The sequence below is a fragment of the Natrinema salaciae genome, from assembly GCF_900110865.1.
Classification (GTDB): domain Archaea; phylum Halobacteriota; class Halobacteria; order Halobacteriales; family Natrialbaceae; genus Natrinema; species Natrinema salaciae.
On record NZ_FOFD01000001.1, the window covers coordinates 827,627 to 847,199 of the forward strand.

Here is a 19,573-nt window from a genome sequence, read left to right on the forward strand (position 1 = left end):
TCCTCGTCGGTCGCCTCGCCGAGTCACGGCCCCTCCGGCGGCCGTCAGTCGGCGAGGTCCTCCGCGTACACTCGCGTGTTGAGGACGTTACTGATGAGAAGGATCGCGGCCGTGCCCGCGCCGGAGACGCCGCGTTCGGTCTCGTTGGAGTCGGTTTCGCCGTCCGTCCCGTTCCCGCCGCTCGACCCGTCACCGTCGGTTCCCGTTTCGTTGTCGCTCCCCGTCCCACCGTCTCCGACGGCCGCGTTGTATCGTTCACACCACTCCGTCTTGACCCCCCAGCCGTGGGCCTGTCCGTCGAACGGGGTCGTGTTCTCCGCAAAGAGCATTCCGACTCCAGCGCCGTGTTTCACGAGAATCTCGTTGTAAACGGTCGTGATAACCTCGATCTCTCGTTTCGACTCCGCCTCCGTCTCGGCTTGCGAGTCGTACTCGAGAACCAGATCGGACTCGTCCCACCGGAGCGATTCGACCGGAATGTCGTTTCGCTCGACGAGCGTATAAAACTCGCCCGGCGTCCCCGATCGCGGGTCGCTCGGCTCCTCGGGCTCGATCTCGGTTTCGTTCGCGCCGGCGCTCCCGAGCAGCGAGCCGAGACAGCCGGCGGTCGCGGTCGTCCCGACCGCCGCGGCCGTGCCGAGAAACCGTCGCCGAGAGGGAGTGCTTGCGGGGTCGCAGGCGAAATCGTCGGTCATGTACGCCGGTCGGGACGGCACCCGCAAAAAGATCCGGACGATATCGAACGGTGAGTTCGGGCGGAGTCGGCGGCGACGGCCACCCCTCGCCGAGCGGGGGCGCGCCGCCAGCAGTCGAAAAAAACCTGGTCCCGAGCGACGGTGACGGCCTCGAGCGGCCACCTCGCTCAGTAGCCGCGTTCGATCAGGTAGTCCGCGACGTCACAGAGGAGGTCGCGGGCCTCGTTGTCCGGCAGTAGCTCGATCCGATCTTTCCCCTGCTCGACCAGCTCGCGAGCCGTTTCGTTGGCGTAGGAGATCGAGCCGGCCGCCTCGAGTTCGGCGACCGCGTCGTCGATCTCGGCCTCGGTGACCGCGTCGACGTCGTCGGTATCGACCAGGCCGTCGACGTCGACGCCCTCGTTGCGGGCGTGGACGGTGATCAGCGTCTGCTTGTTCTCGACGAGATCGCTCCCGCGCTGTTTCCCGAGCCGTTCGCTGGGAACCGTCAAATCCAGCACGTCGTCCTGAATCTGGAACGCGCGGCCGATGTCGAGTCCGTAGCCGTAGAGCGCGTCGATCGTCTCCTCGTCGGCACCCAGCAAGATCGCGGGGAGGGACGCCGAGGCCGCGTACAGCACGGCCGTCTTCTGCTCGACCATCTCGAGGTACTCCTCGGGCGAGACGTCGGTACGCTCCTCGAAGGTGACGTCCAGGGACTGCCCCTCACAGATCTTCGTGCAGGTGGTCGCGAGCACGTCCAGCGCTTCGACGATGCGGTCCGGTTCGGCGCGCGTATCGAGCATGATCTCGAACGCCTTCGAGTAGAGCGTGTCGCCGGCCAGGATCGCCGTCTCGAGGTCGTATTCCTTGTGAACGGCGGGAACGCCGCGACGGAGGTCGTCGTCGTCCATGATGTCGTCGTGGATCAGGGTGAACGACTGGATGACCTCGACGCTGACGGCGGCGGCCATCACGTCGACCGGGCCGCTCTCGTCGAGCGGGGTGAACGACCGGTACTCCGCCGACAGCGGGTCGACGTCGCCCAGGGCCTCCGCGGTCGTCAGCAGGACGGCCGGCCGCAGTCGTTTGCCCCCGGCGTCCAGCAGGTACCGGGAGGCCTCGTAGAGCCGTTCGGGTCGCTGGATCGGCAGCTCTTCGGGAATCGCTTCGTTGACCTGCTCGCGGCGCTGCCGGATCGCCTCGAGCACCGCCTCTTCGCGTGCCTCGGGACTCGTCATATCAGTCGACTAGCTGGATGAGGTTTCCGTTGCGCGTGACGTGGAGGTCGCGCCCGAGCTTGTACCCCTCGCTTTCGCAGAGGTTGACGTAGCTGGAGTAGCCGCTCATGTCCTGGTGGGCCGGAATGATGTGCTGGGGCTGCAACGCGTCGAGCATCTCGTAGTGGCCCTCCTGGTTGAGGTGGCCCGAGACGTGGATGTCGTCGTAGACCCGTGCGCCCTGCATACCGAGCAGCTTCTCGGCCTGATAGCGCTGGCCCTCGTTGGTCGGCTCGGGGATCACGCGGGCGGAGAAGACGACCTTGTCGCCGTCGTCCAGTTCGTACGGCGTCTCGCCGCGGGCCATTCGGGTAAGCATCGCGCGGGGTTCGCCCTGGTGACCGGTGACGACGGGCAGGTAGTTCTCCTTGCCCTCGTTCATGATCCGCTTGAACGTGCGGTCGACGGACTTGCGGTGGCCGAACATCCCCAGATCGTCGGGGAAGTCGACGAAGTCGAGTCGTTCCGCGGTTCCGGAGTACTTCTCCATCGACCGGCCCAGCAACACGGGCTGGCGACCGATGTCCTTGGCGAACTCGACGAGGCTCGTGACCCGCGAGATGTGGCTCGAGAACGTGGTGGCAACGATGCCGCCGTCGTAGTCCTCCATGCTGTAGAGGACGTCGCGGAGGTGTTCCCGGGCGACGTTCTCGGAGGGAGTCCGGCCTTTCTTGTTGGCGTTGGTACAGTCCTCGATGTAACAGAGGACGCCCTCGCCTTCGCGACCGATCTCGCGGAACCGGTCCATGTCGATCGGGTCGCCGATGACGGGGGTGTGGTCCATCCGCTTGTCGAGCCCGTAGACGACCGCGCCCTCGGGCGTGTGGAGGACTGGATTGATCGCGTCGATGATCGAGTGGGTGACGTTGACGAACTCGAGGTCGACCGCGCCAGAGTCGCCGATCGACATCGTCTCGCCGGCGTCCATCTTGACCAGGTCGTTCTCGACGCCGAACTTCTGTTCGCCCTCGATCTGCTGTTTGACCAGTTCGATCGTAAACGGCGTGGCGACGACCGGCGCGTTGTACCGGTGGGCCAGCTTCGAGATCGCACCGATGTGGTCGAGGTGACCGTGGGTCGGGACGATGGCCTTGACGTCGCCCTCGAGATCGCTCATGACGCGGTCGTCGGGGATCGCGCCCATGTCGATCAGATCGAGACTGTGCATCCGCTCGGTTTCGACGTTGTCGTGGATCAGGACCTGCGAGAGGTTCAGACCCATGTCGAAGATGACGACGTCGTCGCCGGCGCGGACGGCCGTCATCTGCCGTCCAACTTCTTCGTAGCCGCCGATTGTTGCAATTTCGATTTCCATGGTTCGTAGCACTGAAAGCCGCTGAATGGACTCTCATCGAAACGGTCCGCGGACTCCTAGTCGTACGGCCCCGGCATCTTGCAGCGCGTCGGCCATCCCGCTATGCGCTCGGTACGACGGCGGATCCGTCTTCGATAGCTCGCGACATCGCAAGCCCCGAACGCACTTGCCCGCGGGTTTCGCTACTGCCATCTACACGCCCGGGTGTTAAAAACGCAGTGGGTTGGCCCGTCCGCCGTTGCGTCGCCCGTGGCGACGGTTTTGGGAGCCCTCGTCGGCAATCGTCGGACGCTTCCACACACCGCAATCCATTTGCCGGTCGCTCCGAAATCGGTGGTCAATATCATGCTTTCGGAGGGATCGTCGTGTACGTAATCATCGTCGGGGCCGGCGAGGTCGGTCGCTCGATTGCCGCCAACCTGGAGAACGGGCACGACGTGGTCGTCATCGACCGTGACGCCGACGTCGTCGAGGAACTGACCTACTCGCTGGACGTGCTCACGATTCACGGCGACGGGACCGACCTCGAGACGCTACGCGAGGCCGGGATCGAGCAGGCGGAACTGGTCATCGCCTGTACGGACAACGACGAGACGAACGCGGTCGTCTGCGGCGCGGCCAAGGCGTCGACGGACGCCTTTACCATCGCGCGGGTGCGACGGCGGACGCTGCTCGAGACGTGGCAGGGTTCGCAGGGCGCGTTCGGCGTCGATTTCATGGTCTGTACGGATCTGTTGACCGCGCAGGCGATCTTCCGGATCTCCGGGCTGCCGAGCGCTCACGACGTCGATACGTTCGCTAGCGGTCTCGTCCGTATGGCCGAGTTCGACATTCCGACCGATAGCCCGATCGCGGACCGGACCGTCAGCGAGGCCGACTGCTACGATTCGCTCACCTTCGCCGCCATCTTCCGGGGCGACGAGATGGTCGTGACCAGAGGGGATACGATCATTCGGGGTGGTGACCGCGTCGTCGTGATCGGCAGTCCCGACTCGATCAACGAGTTCGCCGACGAGGTCGCGCAGACGCCGGACGAGGCGGAGGAGGTCGTCATCGTCGGTGCCAGCGAAATCGGCTTCCAGGCCGCTCGCGAGTTCGAGGACCACGGCTTCCGACCACGGATGATCGAACGGGACCACGACCGGGCCCGCGAGGTCGCCGAGGCGCTCCCGAACACGATGGTCATGGAGAGCGACGCGACCGACGCCGACTTCCTCGCCCGGGAACACGTCGACGAAGCCGACGTCGTGATCGCCGCGCTCGACAGCGACGAGAAGAATCTACTCGTCTCCCTGCTCGCCGACCGCCTCGGCGTCGACCGCACCGTCGCCGTCATCGAGACGCCGGAGTACGCCGACCTCTTCGAGACCGTCGGCGTCGACGTCGCGATCAACCCCCGCGAGGAGACCGCCGAAGAGATCGTCCGCTTCACTCGCACCGACCACACCGAAAAGGTCGCCATGCTCGAGCACGACCTCGCGGAAGTCATCGAGATCGAGGTCGGCGAGGACAGCGTCCTCGTCGATCGACCGATCGCCGACGCGACGAACGACCTCCCGACGGGCGTCGTCATCGGCGCGATCTCGCGCGGAGGCGAGCACATCACGCCCCGCGGATCGACGGTCGTCCAGCCCGGCGATCACGTCATCGTCTTCGTCGACGCGGCTGTGATCGACGAAGTCATCGAATTGATATAGGCGCGATTCTCCCGGTCTACTCCATCGTCCGTAGCGAGTCCTGAGCGGTGCCCGTCCTCAGTTACGGATGCCGCGGTAGAGGACGTATACAACGAAGAAAACGACGTAGGTGACTGCGAGCCCGGTGGTGAGGACCGATCGTCCAACGACGGCGATGAAGAGGATCAGAAGCGGCCCGACGAGCAGGAGCGAGTCGAAGACCCGATCCTCGGCACCCGATTCGAGGAGCTCACCGACGACGGGAATATCGCCGATCTTCATCGGTAGATCCCTCCGCGATGGAAGACCGCTCGTAACGTCACCAGGACGGGAATGATCTCGAGGCGACCGATCCACATATTGAACAGGAACATCACCTTGCCGAGCGTCGGTAGCGACTCGGGGCCGGTGATCCCTGCGGAGAGGCCGACGTTGCCCTGCGCGCTCGCGACCTCGAAGATCACGTTCTCGAGGGTGTACTCGCCCTGCGGGAGTATCAGGAGGAGTACGAAGGTCCCGATACCGAGGAAGAAGAACCAGAGAGCCGCGATAATCGCCGCCTCCTCGAACTCCTGACGGACTTCTCGTTCGTCGAGACGACGACCGTTGATCTTCAGTCGGCGAACGGCCGTCTCGGGATAGAAGACGTCCGCGATACGGAATCGAATGCCCTTCAGCAAGGTCAGCGCTCGGATCAGCTTGATCCCGCCCACCGTCGATCCGGCCGCGCCGCCGATAAGCATGCCGAACGCGACAGTGAGCTGGGCCTGCGCCGACCACCGGCCCAGTGCAACGTTGGTCGAATCGACGGCGGTCTGGAAACCGGCGCAGGTCGCCGCCGAGACGAACTGGAACGAGCCGTACCGGAAGGCGGTGAACAGGGAGTCGTAGGTGTCGCCCACGTACACCAACGCGGTGAGGAGGGCCGTCCCGAGACTCATATAGATGAACACCCACCGGGTCTGGAGGTCCGAATAGAGGTTCCGCAGGTCGCCCTGCAGGATGAGGTAGTGGACCGGGAACGCGATACTGCCGAGGAGCATGACCGGCAGGAGCGCGAAGTCGATGGCCGCGCTGTCGTAGGTCGCGATCGAGTTGTCTTTGATCGAGAATCCACCCGTCGCGAGCCCCGTCATGCCGTGGTTGATCGCCCCCCAGATCGGCATCCCGACGACCCAGAGGAGCAGGATCGAGACGAAGGTGAACAGGATGAAGATCCACCAGATCGTCTGCACCGTCGAGACGATGCTCGGATGAATTCGCTCCGACCGTGCCTCGCTCTCGTAGAGAGTGAGCGATCCGCTCCCCGGCCGGGAGAGGATCGCCGTCGTGAGGACGATCACGCCGACGCCGCCGACCCACTCGATGAACGAGCGCCACCACTGGAGCGTCCGCGGCAGCACCTCCTCGTTGTCGGTCATCGTCAGTCCAGTCCCGGTGAAGCCGCTCATGCTCTCGAACAACGCGTTGAGCGGGTTCGTGAACGCCGCGAGCGTCGACGTCTGCGACGGCTCCCCGAGGACCGGCGGCGCGAACTCGACCGTCCACGCGATGAGGTAGAAGGGCAGCGATCCGAAGATCGCGACGCAGAACCAGCCCAGGGCGGCGATGATCATCCCGTGAAGCTTGCCGGGTCTGGTCGCCTCCTGGAACCGCGTCGTGAAGAAGGAGCCGATCGCGAAGGGGATCGCCCCGGAGACGATCAGCGACGGAATCGCGTAGTATTCGCCCCAGATCAGGGGAACGAGGATCGAGACGAAGAGTAACCCGGCGAGCGCCTGAAATATTCGGCCGAGGTCCCGGCCGATCGTTTCCGTCGCCTCCTTCATGCGTTCCCTCCCGTCGCCGGTCGCGAATACGCGGCACTCCGTCGGCGGTTCGCTCGAGTCCCGACGCTCGAAGCCGTCCGGACCAGGTAGCGGGCGAACGCGAGGGAACCGTTCGGGTCGCCCGTCATCGCAATCGATCTTCGGGGTGGCCGAACACGTCGGTGAGTTCGGGTTCGGCACCGAACGCCGAGTAGACGGTGACCAGATCGCCGGCCTCGATTCTCGTCCTCCCTTTCGGCGTGATCGGCGGATCCTCCCCTTCGCGTTCGATCGCGACGATCAGAACGTCGTCGGAGAGGAGACCCCCGTCGTCGGCTTCGATGAGCGTCTTCCCGGCAATCGGTGCGTTATCCGTCACCTGGATCTCGAACACTTCCGCCTCCTCCCCGATCCGCATGTAATCGACGATCGCCGGGCGGGCGACCGCCCGATAGAGATACTGGGCAATGAGTTCCTGCGGGTTTTCCATCGTGTTGACGCCGATCTGGCGGAACACGTTCATGTGCTGGGGGTCGTGAACGACCGAGACGATATTGGGGACCTCGTGTTCCTGCGCGAGCAGGCAGACCATGATGTTGGTCGGGTCTCGGTCGGTCGTGCTGATCAGGGCGTCCGCGTTCCCGATTCCGGCGTCGATAAGCGCTTCGTGAGCCGTCGCATCGTCGTTGAGAATCAGACAGTCGTATTCACCGGCGACCCGATCCGCTCGCTCGGGATCGTTCTCGATGACGACGACCTCGTTTCCCGACCGCGTCGCGATATCGATGAGCGGAATTCCGATATCGCCCGCGCCGACGATGACGAGATACATTGCGTCGGTCTTCTTACGTGACCGTTGAAAATATATCGTTTCAGTGATCTCGGTTACGACCATCGAACTCGAGCCGTCGCCGCGTAATCGGTTTCGAACTTCGAACGCCCGGCACCGTGCAGGCGCGCACGACGCGACGCTATCGAGACCCGTTCATTCCCACGGCGGCTTCTCCTGTCGCTGCTTCGAGCGGGCCTCGGACTCCGCTAGAATCCGTTCGATCGCCCAGCCGACCCACAGGAAGATGATCGCCATGAAGACGACCATCTCGAGCCGGATGGCCGACCCGTATCGGACAGCCAGGACGAGAGCCATGATCGCCACCGCGGCGGCGACGACGGTGAACACGTCGTAAAACGAGTGCGGGTGGCGAACGCTTGGTAATCGGGCGCTCATGGGTCAATATACGCCCGATTCGTATATAGGTCCTCGTCTCGGAACGACGGAGCGGGGATCGCACGCCGACCAGCGTCGCCGCTCGTCTCCGTTTGGCCGCCGCGAGCGCCGTTCCGACGGAGGCCGACTTACGATGGATTAATACGATTCTACCCAAATGCCGTTAGATACCGTGTCCAGACGTGCCCCTGCGAACGGAGTGTTTCTATGAGACTCCGCACTGACTGGCGCGCCAGTTTTGCGCTCGTCGGCACCGTTTTGAAATATCTCTCCGTCCCGCTCGTGATCCCGATCGTCGTGGCACTCATCTACGGCGACTCCCTGTTCCCGTTCGTCGCGACGATCGCGCTCACGATCGCCGTCGGCCACGGTCTCGAGCGACTCAGCCCCGAACCGGATCTGCAGGTCCGGGAGGCGATGCTCTTCGTCGCGGTATCGTGGCTGGCAGTGGCGATCGTCGGTGCCGTCCCCTACGTGATCGCGGGCTGGGGGACCGAATCGACGCTCGCCCATCCCGTCAACGCGCTGTTCGAGTCGATGTCCGGGTTCACGACGACCGGGGCGACGGTGCTCGGGAAGATCTCGCTCGAGCACCACTCCCACGCCGTGATGATGTGGCGACAGCTCACGCAGTGGCTCGGCGGGATGGGGATCATCGTGCTGATGGTCGCGATCCTGCCGGAGTTGGCGGTCAGCGGCGCGCAACTCGTCGAGTCGGAAGCGCCGGGTCCGCAGCTACAGAAACTCACGCCGCGAATCGCCGAGACGGCGCGCATCCTCTGGCTCGTCTACTTCGCCTTTACAATCGTCTACATCGCTATTCTCTACGGGTTCCACCTCGCAGGAGTGGCCCCGAACATGAACTTGTATAACGCCATCGCCCACGGGTTCACGACGCTCCCGACGGGCGGATTCTCGCCGGAAGCCGACAGCGTCGCGGCGTTCTCCGCGATCGTCCAGTGGACGTTCGTTCCCTTCATGATCATCGCCGGGACGAACTTCGCCCTGTTCTGGCACGTCTTTAGCGGGGAGGGTGACCACTTCGTCCACAACTCCGAGTTTCGGACCTATATCGGCGCGATCGGCGTGTTTACCGTTCTCCTCACCGGAATCCTCTATACCGGTGCCGCACCGGAGCTGGGAGAACTCGGCGGCGTGACGGAAGAGGTCTTCGGGAACTCGCTGCGACAGAGCGCCTTCCAGATCGCGTCGCTACTGAACTCGACGGGCTATGCGACCAGCGACTTCGCCGAGTGGACCGCGACGGGGAAGATCGTTCTCCTCTTCGCCATGCTCGTCGGCGGCTGTGCCGGGTCGACCGGGGGCGGCGTCAAAGTCGTTCGGTGGCTGATCGTTTTCAAGATCCTCCGCCGAGAACTGTTCACAGCCTCCCACCCCGAGGTCGTCCGCCCGATCCGGCTCGGCGGCAACGTGGTCGACGAGGACGCCGTTCGCGGCGTGCTGGGTTTCACCTTCCTCTACCTGTTCATCTTCGGTATCGCCGCGCTGTTCATCGCGCTCGACACGAGCCGTATCGGATACTCGCTGACGCCCCTCGAGGCGTTCAGCGCGAGCCTCGCGACGATCGGCAACATCGGTCCCGGGTTCGGCTCCCTGGGGCCCTTCGGGAACTACCTGAACTTTCCGATCAGCTCGAAGCTCCTGCTGATCTTCCTCATGTGGATCGGCCGTCTCGAGATCATTCCCGTCCTCGTCATGTTCACGGGTGGGTTCTGGACCCGCTGAACGACACCGGTCGTCGTCTGTTCTATCGCGTCTAGTCGATCGTCGTCCCTGGATTCTCTCCGTCGAGGAACGCCTCGAGCGCCTCGAGCCCGAAGATCGACGCCTCGGCCTCGAGATCGAGCAGCGCCCGAACCTTGCCGGCCATCCCCCCGGTCACGTCCGTCGCCTCGCTCGCACCCAGTACGGGCGCGACGGCGTCGAAGTCGTCGATCCGGTCGATCACCGCGTCGTCCGCGTCCAGGACCCCGGAAACCGTCGAGCAGAGGCCGATTCGATCGGCCTCGAGGTCCCGAGCGAGGGCCGCCACGAGCTCGTCGCCGCTGACGACGGTCGCACCCGCGCCGGCGTGGGCGATCACGTCGCCGTGGAGGACCGGGACGAACCCTTCCGCGAGCATCGTGTCGACCTGCCCGGTCGGCAGCTCGAGTCGTCCCCCGCGGTCGCGGTGGGCCGCCGAGAGCGGATGAACCGGCACCGCCTCGACGTCGCGTTCGAGCAGGCGGCGCAGAACGAACCGGTTCAGGGTCGTCATCGCGCCGTGGATGTCCAGCGCGGCGCTCGCATCCCGCGTCCCCTCGGTCGTACTGACGCCGTGCTCGCTGGCGTTGTGGTGGCCGAAGCTCCCGCCGCCGTGGACGACGACCAGGTCCTCGAGCCCGGCGTCGGCGGCCGCTGCGATCGCGTCGGCCGCCCGCTCGAGGGCGTCGCCGTCGAGCGTTTCCGGTCGGTCCTTCTCGGTGATGACGCTACCGCCGAGTTTGAGGACGATCATTCGAGCCGCTGCACCCCCTCTTCGGCGAGTTCGGCGCGGAAGGTATCCTCACAGCCCGGCGTAAACGACAGCGCCGTCTCCGTCTCTTCGGTCGGATCGAGGGCGACGATACAGCCGCCGCCGCCGGCACCGGTGAGCTTTGCGCCGTGGGCGCCCGCGTCCCGGGCCGCCCAGACCATCGTATCGAGCGAGCGCGACGAGACGCCAAGCGCGGAGAGGAGGCCGTGGTTGAAGTCCATCAGTCGCCCGATCTCCTCGACGTCGCCCTCGGCGAGCGCGTCCTCGCCGTTCCGGACGATGTCCCCGATCGCTTCGACCGTGTCGGCCGCGAAGTCGTACTCCTCGCGCAGGGCGCGGACGCCCGCGACCAGCTGGCCGGTGTCGCCCGCGCCGCCGTCGAACCCGATCACGATCGGCAGGTCGGGTGCCTCGAGCGAGCGACAGTCCTCGCCTTCGACGCGGACCGCACCGCCGGTCGCCGAACAGAACGTGTCGGCCCGCGAGGCCTGGCCGTCCTGAACCTGCGACTCCGTCCGATAGGCTCGATCGGCGAGTTCCGCGGGCTCGAGGGTGACGCCCAGTTCGCGGGTCGCAGCGTCGATGGCGGCGACGACGACCGCCGCCGAGGAGCCAAGGCCCGCGCCGAGCGGGATGTCGCTCTCGATCGTGACGTCGAAGCCGGCCTCGTCCGCGCCGGTCACCTCGCGGACCTGTTCGATCGCGCCGTCGACGTACTGCGTCGCCGCCGTCACGAGCGACTCCGGCACGTCGACGTCGGGGCGGCCGTCGGCAGTGGCTCCGTACTCGACGGTAAATCCGTTGAGGCTGAGGTCCTCGGCGTTGACCCGGAGATGGCCGTCGTCTCGTCGTTCCACCGCTACACGTGCCCGCCGTTCGATCGCGCATGGTACGGCTGGTTCGCCGTAAACCACCGCGTGCTCCCCGAACAAGTACACCTTCCCGGGAGCGCTCGAGCGTGTCATGCCCGGCGGTTCGTCCGACGACAGTTAATAACTATCTTTGTCGTTTCTGATACCCGGCGGCCGGCCGAGCCGGTCGGAGTCGGACTTATGACCCTGCGGGCGAACGTCGATCGTATGTCGCTCGTTTTGCCCAGCGAACTCGTCGTCGATCGGTTCCTGCCGACGGTGCGGGCGATGCTGGCCACCCGACTCGCCGAGCGCGGGCTGACCCAACGGGAGATCGCCGCCGAACTCGGCGTCACCCAGGCCGCGGTGAGCAAGTACGTCGGCGGCGAGAGCGGCGGCGACGACCGCTTTCGGGACGATCCAGAAACCGTCGCTACCGTCGAACGCATCGCCGACGGACTCGACGGCGGGGAGATGGACGGCTACGACGCGCTGGCCGAACTCCTCTCGCTCGTCCGCAGCCTCGAGGATCGCGGCCCCATCTGCGAACTCCACGAGGAGGAGATGCCCGAACTGCAGGGCCTCGGTTGTGACCTCTGCGTTCGGGGGCTCGATCCGGACGTCCGAGCGGAACGGGACGTCCTCGCGAACGTCCGGACCGCCGCACGCACGCTCGCTTCGATTCCCGGCATGGCCGACTACGTCCCGAACGTCGGGACGAACGTCGGAATGTGTCTTCCCCAACCCCGCGACGAGACCGACGTCGCCGCGATCCCCGGCCGAATCTACGCCATGGGTGGCCGAATCGAGATCCCGGCGAACCCCGAATTCGGCGCGTCGAAACACGTCGCGACGGCGGTCCTCGCGGCAACTGCCGTCGAACCGGAGGTCCGTAGCGCGATCAACATCGCCACCGACGACGACCTGCTCGAGGCTGCGCGGACGATCGGTATCGACCCCCTCGAGTTCGACGCCGACTACGAGGACCGCGGCGAGCACCTCCGAGCCCGATTCGACGAGCGCGGGGCGGTTCCCCGCGTCGCCTATCATCGCGGCGCGTTCGGGATCGAACCCGCGACCTACGTCTTCGGCGTGACGGCCGTCGAGGCCGCCGATCTGGTCGAAGCGTTGCTCGAGACGGCCGCGACGTAACCGCTCCCGTCGCCCGGGTCGCGACCCCTCGCTACCCTCTCAGCCGTCCCCCCGAGTGGTCGCCGCTCCGTTCCCGTTCGAGGGCCTGACACCCGGCGACCAGCCGGTCGGGTATCTCGTCGGCGTTCGCGTACAGACTCTCGAGAACGACGCCGACCGCTTCGAAATCGGGACCCCGATACGCCCGGAACGGATCACGTTCCCACTGAACGAGCCCCGTCTCTTCCAGTAGCGGGAGATGGCTGTGATGGAGCCGGTGCTCGAGTCGGTCGGCATCCGTCGCCCCGTTCGGGGCCAACGCGGCGTCCGGCAGCGGAACGGCCTCGCCCGCCGGGGCGTCCAGCAACGCGTCGACGAGCCGCCGTCGTGGCTCGGCCGACAGGACGGTAAACACTCGATCCCACTGATGAGGAACGTCTTTCGGGCCGTTCGCCGGAAGCGTAGCCATACCCATACGTGGGTATGCGACGGAGCGTAAACCTTGTGGATCGTTACCTATTGACAGTGGTTCGGCCGCTCGCGCCGTTCCCGTCGGCGACACGCGTCGACGCGAACCGGGTGTTCGACGGCCGATCCGCGACGCTGCATCGCGGTGGAACCGACGGAGCCGAGCGCCGTCGCTAACTCTCGAGAGTGACGTTCCGTCTTGGACTACCGTGAGAAAACGAACAGCGTCGAAATCGACCGCGTTAGACCGTACTCTCGAAGTCCTCGAGCGAGTAGGACGGCTCGGCGCCGCGCCGGTCGAGGACCTCGTTGGCGAGGAGCCAGTAGACGACCGAGAGGGCCTTGCGACCCTTGTTGTTCGTCGGGACGACGAGGTCGACGTTACTGACCTGGTTGTTCGAGTCGCACATCGCGATGACCGGGATGCCGACCGTAATAGCCTCCTTGACGGCCTGCGCGTCGCCGATCGGGTCCGTGACGACGAGCACGTCCGGCTCGATGTAGCCGTCGTACTTCGGGTTCGTCAGGGTTCCGGGGATGAACCGTCCGGTGCGGGCGCGAGCGCCCACGGCCTCGGCGAACTTCTCCGCCGGGAAGCGACCGTACTGGCGACTCGAGGTGACCAGAATCTGCTCTGGGTCGTAGCTGGCGAGGAAGTCCGCGGCCGTGCGGATACGGCCGTCGGTCTTCGAGACGTCGAGCACGTAGAGACCGTCGGTTCGGACGCGGTGGATGAACCGCTCCATATCCTCGGTCTTCTGCTGGGTCCCGATGTGGACCCCGGCGCCGAGGTAGTCCTCGACGGGGATCAGCAGGTCCGCCTCCTCGTCGGACATGACGTCGTCGTCGAGGGTCGGACCGGCGTCCGCGTCCTCGGCGTCGTCGTCGGCTGGTTCTGCGTCGGCCGCGGGGGCTCCCTCGGCGTCGGCGGGCTGTTCGTCTACTGGCTCGACGTCCTCCTCGGCGGCGGGGCCAGCCCCTTCGGCTGGCTCCTCGTCGATTTCCTCCTCGGCGGCGTCGAGCCCTTCCTGGGTTGCGTCGTTTTCTGTCATGTCGCGTCGTCTGCGATTCGAATGAGCTCGTTGAGCTTTGCGGTTCGCTCGCCGCCGACGGTGCCCGTCTTGATGAACGGGGCGTCGGTCGCGACGGCGAGGTGTGCGATCGTCGTGTCTTCGGTCTCGCCCGATCGGTGGGAGACGACCGAGTCGTAGCCGTTTCGCGTCGCGAGTTCGATCGCGTCGAACGCGTCCGTCAACGTCCCGATCTGGTTCGGCTTGATCAGGATGCTGTTGGCCGCGCCGTGATCGATTCCCTCGACGAGACGATCCGTATTCGTGACGAACAGGTCGTCACCGCAGATCAGCGTCCGGTCGCCGACTTCGTCCGTGAGGTCGGCGAAGGCGTCGTAATCGTCCTCGTCGAGGGGGTCCTCGACGTAGACGAGGTCGTACTCGTCGACCAGGTCGGCGATGTACGCGATCTGCTCGTCGGTGTCGCGGCTCCGGTCGCTGTACTCGTACGTTTCCGAGTCGGAATCGTACAGCTCCGCGCCGGCGACGTCGAGCCCGAAGCCGATGTTGAATCCGACCTCGTCTTCGACCAGTGAGACCGCTTCGTCGACGATCTCGAACGCCTCGCTGTCGTCGATCGACGGGGCCCACGCCCCCTCGTCGCCCTTGCCGCAGGGAACGCCTCGTTCGGCGAGCAGGTCGGCGACGGCGTCGTGGACGGCCGCGTTGGCGAAGACCGCGTCCGCGACGCTGGGTGCGCCGACGGGTGCGGCCAGGAACTCCTGTATGTCCGTCGCGTCGGCGGCGTGTTCGCCCCCGCCGACGACGTTGCCGAGCGGAATCGGGAAGTCATCGCCGCGGAACGTGCCGCCGAGGTGCTGGAACAGTGGTGCGCCGAGCACGTCGGCACCGGCCTTCGCGGCGGCCATCGAAATGGCGACCGCGCTGTTGGCACCGATCTCCGAGAAGTCGTCGGTGCCGTCGGCGGCGTGGAGCGCGGCGTCGACGTCGCGCTGATTGCCCGCGTAGACTTCGCCGACGAGGCGGGGAACGGCGTGTTCCCGAGCCGCGGCGATCGCCTCGCCCGGCGGCCGCTCGACGGCCTCGTACTCGCCGGTGCTGGCACCGCTGGGTGCCGCAGCACGGCCGAAGCCGCCGCTCTCGGTCACGACATCGGCCTCGACCGTCGGATTCCCTCGCGAGTCGAGGATTCGTCGCAGCCGAACGTCGGTGATGAGCGTCATTTCCGATCGTACCCCCGCTTGACGGTAAACGGCAGCACGCCGGCGTCGTACTCCTCGGCGGCGATGAGGATCGGCTGCGTCTGCTCGGTTTCGATCAACACCGGCGCACCGTAGGAGATCTGCAACGCTCGAGCACCGAGGATGCGTGCCTTCTCGTAGCGGTTGTGCTGTTGTTGTTGCATTGTTACTGGTACGGGGAGACGACGTCGACGAGGTCGGTGTGGCTGACGAGCATGCGCCGACAGCAGTAGCGCTCGACGCCGAGCTCGTCGAGGACCGCCTCGGGGTCCTCGTCGCCCTCGTTAGCTCGCTCGTCGAACTCCTCCCAGTGTTCGGCGACGACGGTGCCACAGGTGAAACACCGGACCGGTACCATCATGATTGGATCACCTCAGCGGTAGGACTTCTGGTAGCGCGCCCGAGCGCCCGGGCCGCCCCACTTCTTCGGTTCGGACTGGCGAACGTCGTTGACCAGCAGCGAGCGATCGAACTCCATGAACGCGTCGCGGAGTTCGGCGTCGTTCGTGTGCTGGACGATGCCGCGGGCGATGGCGGTGCGGACGGCGTCCGCCTGCCCGCTAATACCGCCGCCCTCGACGCGGACGTCGATGTCCATCTCGCCGCGAAGGTCTTCCCCGACGATGCGGAACGGCTCGAGCATCTTGAGCCGGGACATCTCGGGCTCGACCAGTTCGACCGGTTGCGAATTGATTCGAACGCGACCCTCGCCCTCGCGCACCGTGGCGCGAGCGACGGCCGTCTTTTTCTTGCCACTCGTGTTGGTTACCATGTGACGTTAGCACCTAACTGTTCGGACACTTCGTGTAGGTGGACGAAGCGGATGTTCGACAGGCGATCCAGCGACGTCCCCTCGAGCACTTCGGACTCGTGATCGTCGTCGTGCTCGTAGGGGTTGCCGACGTAGACGCGCACGCTGTCGAGTGCCTCGCGGCCACGTGGTTTCTTGTACGGCAGCATCCCGCGAACGGACCGCTTGAAGATCGTGTCCGGTCGACGGGGGTAGTAGGGGCCGCGGTCCGAACCCATCTGTAGCCGCGTGCGGTACGTCTCGAAGATGTCTTCTTTGTCGCCGGTGATGACCGCGTCCTCGGCGTTGACGATCGCGACGCGGTCGCCGTCCAGCGCGCGCTGGGCGACTTCGCTGGCGACGCGACCGAGGATGCAGTCTCTGGCGTCGACGACGAGATCTGCGTCGAATTCGGCGAGACTCATCGAATCACCCGGACATCGGATCCGTCTGGATTGTCTTCGAGCACTTGCTCGAGCGGTACCGGTTCGCCGACCTGTTCGATCTTCGTCTCCGCGGACGAAGAGAAGTTGACGGCGGCGACCGTGACGTTCTTTTGTAGTGCGCCGGATCCCAGCACTTTGCCGGGAACGACGACAGTCTCTTCTTCACGTGCGTATCGTTCGATGCGGCCCAGATTCACCTCAGCGTGGGTTCGTCGGGGCTTCTCGAGTCGATCCGCAACGTCTCGCCAGACGTCGGCGTCCGTTTCGCGGGACGTCGACTTCAGCTCGGCGATGAGATCGTTGAGCCTCGGATTAGTTTTGCTACTCATTGGTTTCCTCCGAATACTGCGATGGCTCGCGGAGACGAGGAAGCGTCTCCACCAGCGTCGTTGGAATCGATCTGATAGAAGTGATGCAGGGAGCAGGATTTGAACCTGCGGACTCCTACGAGACAGCGCCCTGAACGCTGCGCCGTTGGCCTGACTTGGCTATCCCTGCTCGCACTTCCGTCTACCCGTCGCCCCTTCAAACCCCTTTCGATTCCAGTAGACGAGCGGTCGCCGGTCTCGTCGCTCACGGCACCGGCGAACTGCGCGTCCGGGTCGGGTAGGGGGCGTCGGTTCATGTCTAAAGCTGTACTGCGTCTTCGAGTTCGGTCGCACGCGCCGCGAGCGTGTCCGCGGCTCGCGTGACCAGTTCTTCGACGGTAAAGGAGCCGTCCGTCTCTACGTGGAAGACGAAGGCGTTGGGCACGTCCTCGACCCGGACCTCCTTGCCCGGGTAGCGGTTCGAGAGGTCGTGGTCGAACTCGCTGGTCGAAACGAGTTCGCCGTCGTCTTCGATGACACCGCGGATGATCCGGCGCTCCTGATCCTCGAACTCGGGAAGATCGCCGACGACCTCCACGCGCTGGAGGTGTCGGTAGCCGACCGCGACTCCTCCCTGGTGTTTCGCGTGGTCTTTTCCGCGGTCGAGCACGGCGTCGGCCTCGGCCTCGAGGCGCTGATCGTCCTTGAGTTCGATGATCGGGATGTTCTCGTCCGCGGGCTGGACGAGCTCGTCGCTCGAGACGAGGTCGCCGGAGTAAGCGGTCGCCGGCCCTTCGACGTCGATCGAGAGCGTGACCGTCTCGTCTTCGGCGAACTCGCCGACCGGCGGCGTCGTCAGCGGGACGAGCCCGAGCCGAAGCGCGAGCTGCTCGTCGAACATGACGGACGAGTTCTCGACGAACCGGACGGTGTCGACGGCCATCGTCGGCACGTCGGCGACCATCGCTCGGCGAATGCCGTTAGCGAACCCCGGTGTCACGCCGCGAACGAGGAACCGCGCCTCGCGATCCTCGCGTTCGACGAACTCGACGTCGTACTCTGCAGTCATGATCTAGTAGCCGCCCTTCCCTTTCGGAGCGCGCGATCCGTCGTGCGGGATCGGCGTGACGTCCTCGATGCGCCCGATCTCGATGCCCGAACGGGCGAGCGCGCGAATCGTCGCCTGCGCGCCGGGACCGGGGGACTTCTGGAGGTTGCCGCCGGGGCCGCGCACGTGAACGTGCAGGCCCGTGATGCCGGCCGCCTTGACCTCCTCGGCGACGGACTCGGCCATCTGCATGGCCGCGTACGGCGACGCCTCGTCGCGGTTCTGTTTGACCGCCGTCCCGCCGGAGGACTTGGCGATCGTCTCCGCGCCCGTGAGGTCAGTCACGGTCATGACGGTGTTGTTGAACGATGCGTGTACGTGGGCAATGCCCCATTTCTCGTCGTCCTGACTCATGTTACTGACCCTCCGCGCGCTCGGGGTGGAGTTCGTCCGCAAGCGGGCTGTGCTCGTCGAACGCCACCAGATCCTCCTCGTCGATGTCGACGACGTAGGACGGAACGCGGTGACGCTGATCGTCGATCACGATGTGGCCGTGCGTGATGAACTGACGGGCCTGCTGGGTCGTGTTCGCCAGCCCCGTCCGGTAGACGACCGTCTGGAGTCGGCGCTCGAGGATGTCCTCGATCTCGAGCGACAGGATGTCGCCGAGTTCGTCGGTCTCGTCGAGGATGCCGACGCGCTTGAGTCGATTGAGGAACTCCTCGGAGCGACGGATGACGGTTTCGTCGTCCTGGGCCTGGCCGAGCAGTTCGCGGGCCTCGCGCCGGTAGGAGCGAAGCTCGGACTGGGCTCGCCAGAGCTCTTCTTTGTTCTTGAGGCCGTAGCGGTCGACGAGGGAGTGTTCGCTGGCGATTCGTTCACCCTGGTAGGGGTGGTTCGGCGTCTCGTATTGCTTGGTGTCAGTGCCGAGTGGCATTATTCGCCCTCACCCTCTTCGGCGGCCTCTTCGGCCTGTTCTTCGCGGATCTCTTCAACGTTGACTCCGATGGTGCCCTCCGTTCGGCCGGTGGACTTGGTTCGCTGACCGCGAACCTTCTGCCCGCGCTTGTGGCGGGTCCCCTTGTAGGAGTCGATCATCTTCATCCGGTTGATGTCGTGCTGGCGGGTCAACTGGAGATCGTTGCCGATCTCGTGGGTCGTTTCGCCGCTGTAGAAGTCCTGCTGCCGGTTGTTGAGCCAGTCCGGGACTTCGTCAGCGTAGTTCTCGACGAGCTCGACGACGTCGTCGATGACGTCGTCGTCGAGTCGGCCGAACGTCGCCGTCCGGTCGACACCCGCTTCTTCGGCGATGAGCCGGGCGGTCCGTCGACCGATCCCGTTCATCTCCGAGAGCGAGCGCTCGACGGACTTCGTCCCATCGAGGTCCGTCTGCCCGATGCGAACGAAGTACTGGAGATCTTCGTCGTCCTGTTGTTCTTGAGGTTCTTCCGCGCTCATGTATCGTGTATCTGTGTCTGGTCTGCGTGCGGTGCAAATCGACTGGCGGGAAAACGCCAGTGAAGTTCCGACGTTGTGGCGGGGATTCGAACCCCGGAGGCTTGACGCCACATGGTTAGCAACCATGCGCCTTGGGCCGCTTGGCTACCACAACACGGTCGGTCTATCGTCGCCCTTCCGGACTCGGGGATCGCTCCCCTACACGTAACGCACCCGGACCTACCCCCGTCTGCTACTTAAGGGCAACGAAAGGTGGCGGCGGCTCGCGTGTCCCTGTCTCCCGT

Annotated in this window: 24 protein-coding genes and 2 tRNA genes; 3 read left to right on the plus strand and 23 right to left on the minus strand. The window is 65.3% G+C overall.

The window, feature by feature from the left end; genetic code table 11:
• Nucleotides 1-44 precede the first annotated feature (44 nt).
• The 3 genes from BMX07_RS04010 to BMX07_RS04020 all read right to left on the minus strand — a co-directional run bounded on the left by BMX07_RS04010 (nt 45) and on the right by BMX07_RS04020 (nt 3,269).
• Entirely contained in the window at nt 45-695 is a 651-nt protein-coding gene (locus BMX07_RS04010) for a DUF8159 domain-containing protein (RefSeq protein WP_090614022.1), read from the minus strand.
• Between the two features lie 167 nt (nt 696-862).
• A complete protein-coding gene (idsA3, locus tag BMX07_RS04015) occupies nt 863-1,915 on the minus strand; it encodes a geranylfarnesyl diphosphate synthase (RefSeq protein WP_090614026.1) in 1,053 nt (350 codons plus the stop codon).
• A 1-nt stretch (nt 1,916) separates the two neighbouring features.
• A complete protein-coding gene (locus BMX07_RS04020) occupies nt 1,917-3,269 on the minus strand; it encodes a ribonuclease J (RefSeq protein ID WP_090614029.1) in 1,353 nt (450 codons plus the stop codon).
• A 365-nt stretch (nt 3,270-3,634) separates the two neighbouring features.
• Between BMX07_RS04020 and trkA the strand changes: the two genes are divergently transcribed.
• Nucleotides 3,635-4,966, plus strand: a complete 1,332-nt coding sequence (trkA, locus tag BMX07_RS04025; protein ID WP_090614032.1) for a Trk system potassium transporter TrkA — start codon at nt 3,635-3,637, stop codon at nt 4,964-4,966.
• 57 nt (nt 4,967-5,023) lie between these two features.
• Here trkA and BMX07_RS04030 read toward each other — a convergent pair whose 3' ends face one another.
• From BMX07_RS04030 to BMX07_RS04045, 4 genes are all read right to left on the minus strand, one after another.
• Complete coding sequence (locus BMX07_RS04030) at nt 5,024-5,227, minus strand: hypothetical protein (RefSeq protein ID WP_090614034.1); 204 nt, start codon at nt 5,225-5,227, stop codon at nt 5,024-5,026.
• Nucleotides 5,224-6,774 carry a TrkH family potassium uptake protein gene (locus BMX07_RS04035; protein ID WP_090614037.1) on the minus strand — a complete coding sequence of 517 codons (1,551 nt, stop codon included), beginning with the start codon at nt 6,772-6,774 and terminating at the stop codon, nt 5,224-5,226. The genes BMX07_RS04030 and BMX07_RS04035 overlap by 4 nt, the downstream gene beginning before the upstream one ends.
• Before the next feature lie 124 nt (nt 6,775-6,898).
• Entirely contained in the window at nt 6,899-7,585 is a 687-nt protein-coding gene (locus tag BMX07_RS04040) for a potassium channel family protein (protein WP_090614040.1), read from the minus strand.
• A 153-nt stretch (nt 7,586-7,738) separates the two neighbouring features.
• The gene (locus tag BMX07_RS04045; RefSeq protein WP_090614043.1) at nt 7,739-7,981 is read right to left on the minus strand and encodes a hypothetical protein; all 243 of its coding nucleotides are present in this window, start codon (nt 7,979-7,981) and stop codon (nt 7,739-7,741) included.
• A gap of 207 nt (nt 7,982-8,188) precedes the next feature.
• On the opposite strand from BMX07_RS04045, the gene BMX07_RS04050 reads away from it, so the two are divergent.
• Entirely contained in the window at nt 8,189-9,727 is a 1,539-nt protein-coding gene (locus BMX07_RS04050) for a TrkH family potassium uptake protein (RefSeq protein WP_090614045.1), read from the plus strand.
• A 31-nt stretch (nt 9,728-9,758) separates the two neighbouring features.
• Here BMX07_RS04050 and BMX07_RS04055 read toward each other — a convergent pair whose 3' ends face one another.
• Entirely contained in the window at nt 9,759-10,499 is a 741-nt protein-coding gene (locus BMX07_RS04055; protein WP_090614048.1) for an isopentenyl phosphate kinase, read from the minus strand.
• On the minus strand, nt 10,496-11,482 hold the full coding sequence (gene mvk / locus BMX07_RS04060) for a mevalonate kinase (protein WP_090614050.1): 987 nt from the start codon (nt 11,480-11,482) through the stop codon (nt 10,496-10,498). Before mvk ends, BMX07_RS04055 begins: the two co-directional genes overlap by 4 nt.
• A gap of 114 nt (nt 11,483-11,596) precedes the next feature.
• Here mvk and BMX07_RS04065 point away from each other — a divergent pair, with 114 nt between their 5' ends.
• On the plus strand, nt 11,597-12,520 hold the full coding sequence (locus BMX07_RS04065) for a thiamine-phosphate synthase family protein (RefSeq protein WP_090614865.1): 924 nt from the start codon (nt 11,597-11,599) through the stop codon (nt 12,518-12,520).
• Between the two features lie 31 nt (nt 12,521-12,551).
• On the opposite strand, the gene BMX07_RS04070 is transcribed toward BMX07_RS04065, so the two are convergent.
• From BMX07_RS04070 to BMX07_RS04135, 14 genes are all read right to left on the minus strand, one after another.
• Nucleotides 12,552-12,968 carry a hypothetical protein gene (locus BMX07_RS04070; RefSeq protein WP_090614867.1) on the minus strand — a complete coding sequence of 139 codons (417 nt, stop codon included), beginning with the start codon at nt 12,966-12,968 and terminating at the stop codon, nt 12,552-12,554.
• A gap of 241 nt (nt 12,969-13,209) precedes the next feature.
• The gene (gene rpsB, locus BMX07_RS04075) at nt 13,210-14,019 is read right to left on the minus strand and encodes a 30S ribosomal protein S2 (RefSeq protein WP_090614053.1); all 810 of its coding nucleotides are present in this window, start codon (nt 14,017-14,019) and stop codon (nt 13,210-13,212) included.
• Complete coding sequence (gene eno, locus BMX07_RS04080) at nt 14,016-15,221, minus strand: phosphopyruvate hydratase (RefSeq protein ID WP_090614055.1); 1,206 nt, start codon at nt 15,219-15,221, stop codon at nt 14,016-14,018. The genes rpsB and eno overlap by 4 nt, the downstream gene beginning before the upstream one ends.
• Nucleotides 15,218-15,403: a DNA-directed RNA polymerase subunit K gene (locus BMX07_RS04085; protein ID WP_090614058.1), complete on the minus strand. Its 186-nt coding sequence runs from the start codon at nt 15,401-15,403 to the stop codon at nt 15,218-15,220. The genes eno and BMX07_RS04085 overlap by 4 nt, the downstream gene beginning before the upstream one ends.
• 2 nt (nt 15,404-15,405) lie before the next feature.
• Nucleotides 15,406-15,600: a DNA-directed RNA polymerase subunit N gene (locus BMX07_RS04090; RefSeq protein ID WP_090614062.1), complete on the minus strand. Its 195-nt coding sequence runs from the start codon at nt 15,598-15,600 to the stop codon at nt 15,406-15,408.
• Between the two features lie 12 nt (nt 15,601-15,612).
• On the minus strand, nt 15,613-16,011 hold the full coding sequence (locus BMX07_RS04095; RefSeq protein WP_090614065.1) for a 30S ribosomal protein S9: 399 nt from the start codon (nt 16,009-16,011) through the stop codon (nt 15,613-15,615).
• Nucleotides 16,005-16,454 carry a 50S ribosomal protein L13 gene (locus BMX07_RS04100; protein WP_090614068.1) on the minus strand — a complete coding sequence of 150 codons (450 nt, stop codon included), beginning with the start codon at nt 16,452-16,454 and terminating at the stop codon, nt 16,005-16,007. The genes BMX07_RS04095 and BMX07_RS04100 overlap by 7 nt, the downstream gene beginning before the upstream one ends.
• On the minus strand, nt 16,451-16,804 hold the full coding sequence (locus BMX07_RS04105; protein WP_090614071.1) for a 50S ribosomal protein L18e: 354 nt from the start codon (nt 16,802-16,804) through the stop codon (nt 16,451-16,453). Before BMX07_RS04105 ends, BMX07_RS04100 begins: the two co-directional genes overlap by 4 nt.
• 84 nt (nt 16,805-16,888) lie before the next feature.
• Nucleotides 16,889-16,973: transfer RNA gene (locus tag BMX07_RS04110), tRNA-Leu, on the minus strand.
• A 129-nt stretch (nt 16,974-17,102) separates the two neighbouring features.
• Nucleotides 17,103-17,852 (minus strand): DNA-directed RNA polymerase subunit D, encoded by a 750-nt coding sequence (locus BMX07_RS04115; protein ID WP_090614074.1) that lies wholly within the window; start codon nt 17,850-17,852, stop codon nt 17,103-17,105.
• A 3-nt stretch (nt 17,853-17,855) separates the two neighbouring features.
• A complete protein-coding gene (locus BMX07_RS04120; RefSeq protein ID WP_006184686.1) occupies nt 17,856-18,245 on the minus strand; it encodes a 30S ribosomal protein S11 in 390 nt (129 codons plus the stop codon).
• Nucleotide 18,246: 1 nt separating this feature from the next.
• Nucleotides 18,247-18,768: a 30S ribosomal protein S4 gene (locus BMX07_RS04125; RefSeq protein ID WP_090614077.1), complete on the minus strand. Its 522-nt coding sequence runs from the start codon at nt 18,766-18,768 to the stop codon at nt 18,247-18,249.
• Nucleotides 18,768-19,289, minus strand: a complete 522-nt coding sequence (locus tag BMX07_RS04130) for a 30S ribosomal protein S13 (RefSeq protein WP_090614082.1) — start codon at nt 19,287-19,289, stop codon at nt 18,768-18,770. The genes BMX07_RS04125 and BMX07_RS04130 overlap by 1 nt, the downstream gene beginning before the upstream one ends.
• A 71-nt stretch (nt 19,290-19,360) precedes the next feature.
• Nucleotides 19,361-19,443: transfer RNA gene (locus BMX07_RS04135), tRNA-Ser, on the minus strand.
• Between the last annotated feature and the right edge of the window lie 130 nt (nt 19,444-19,573).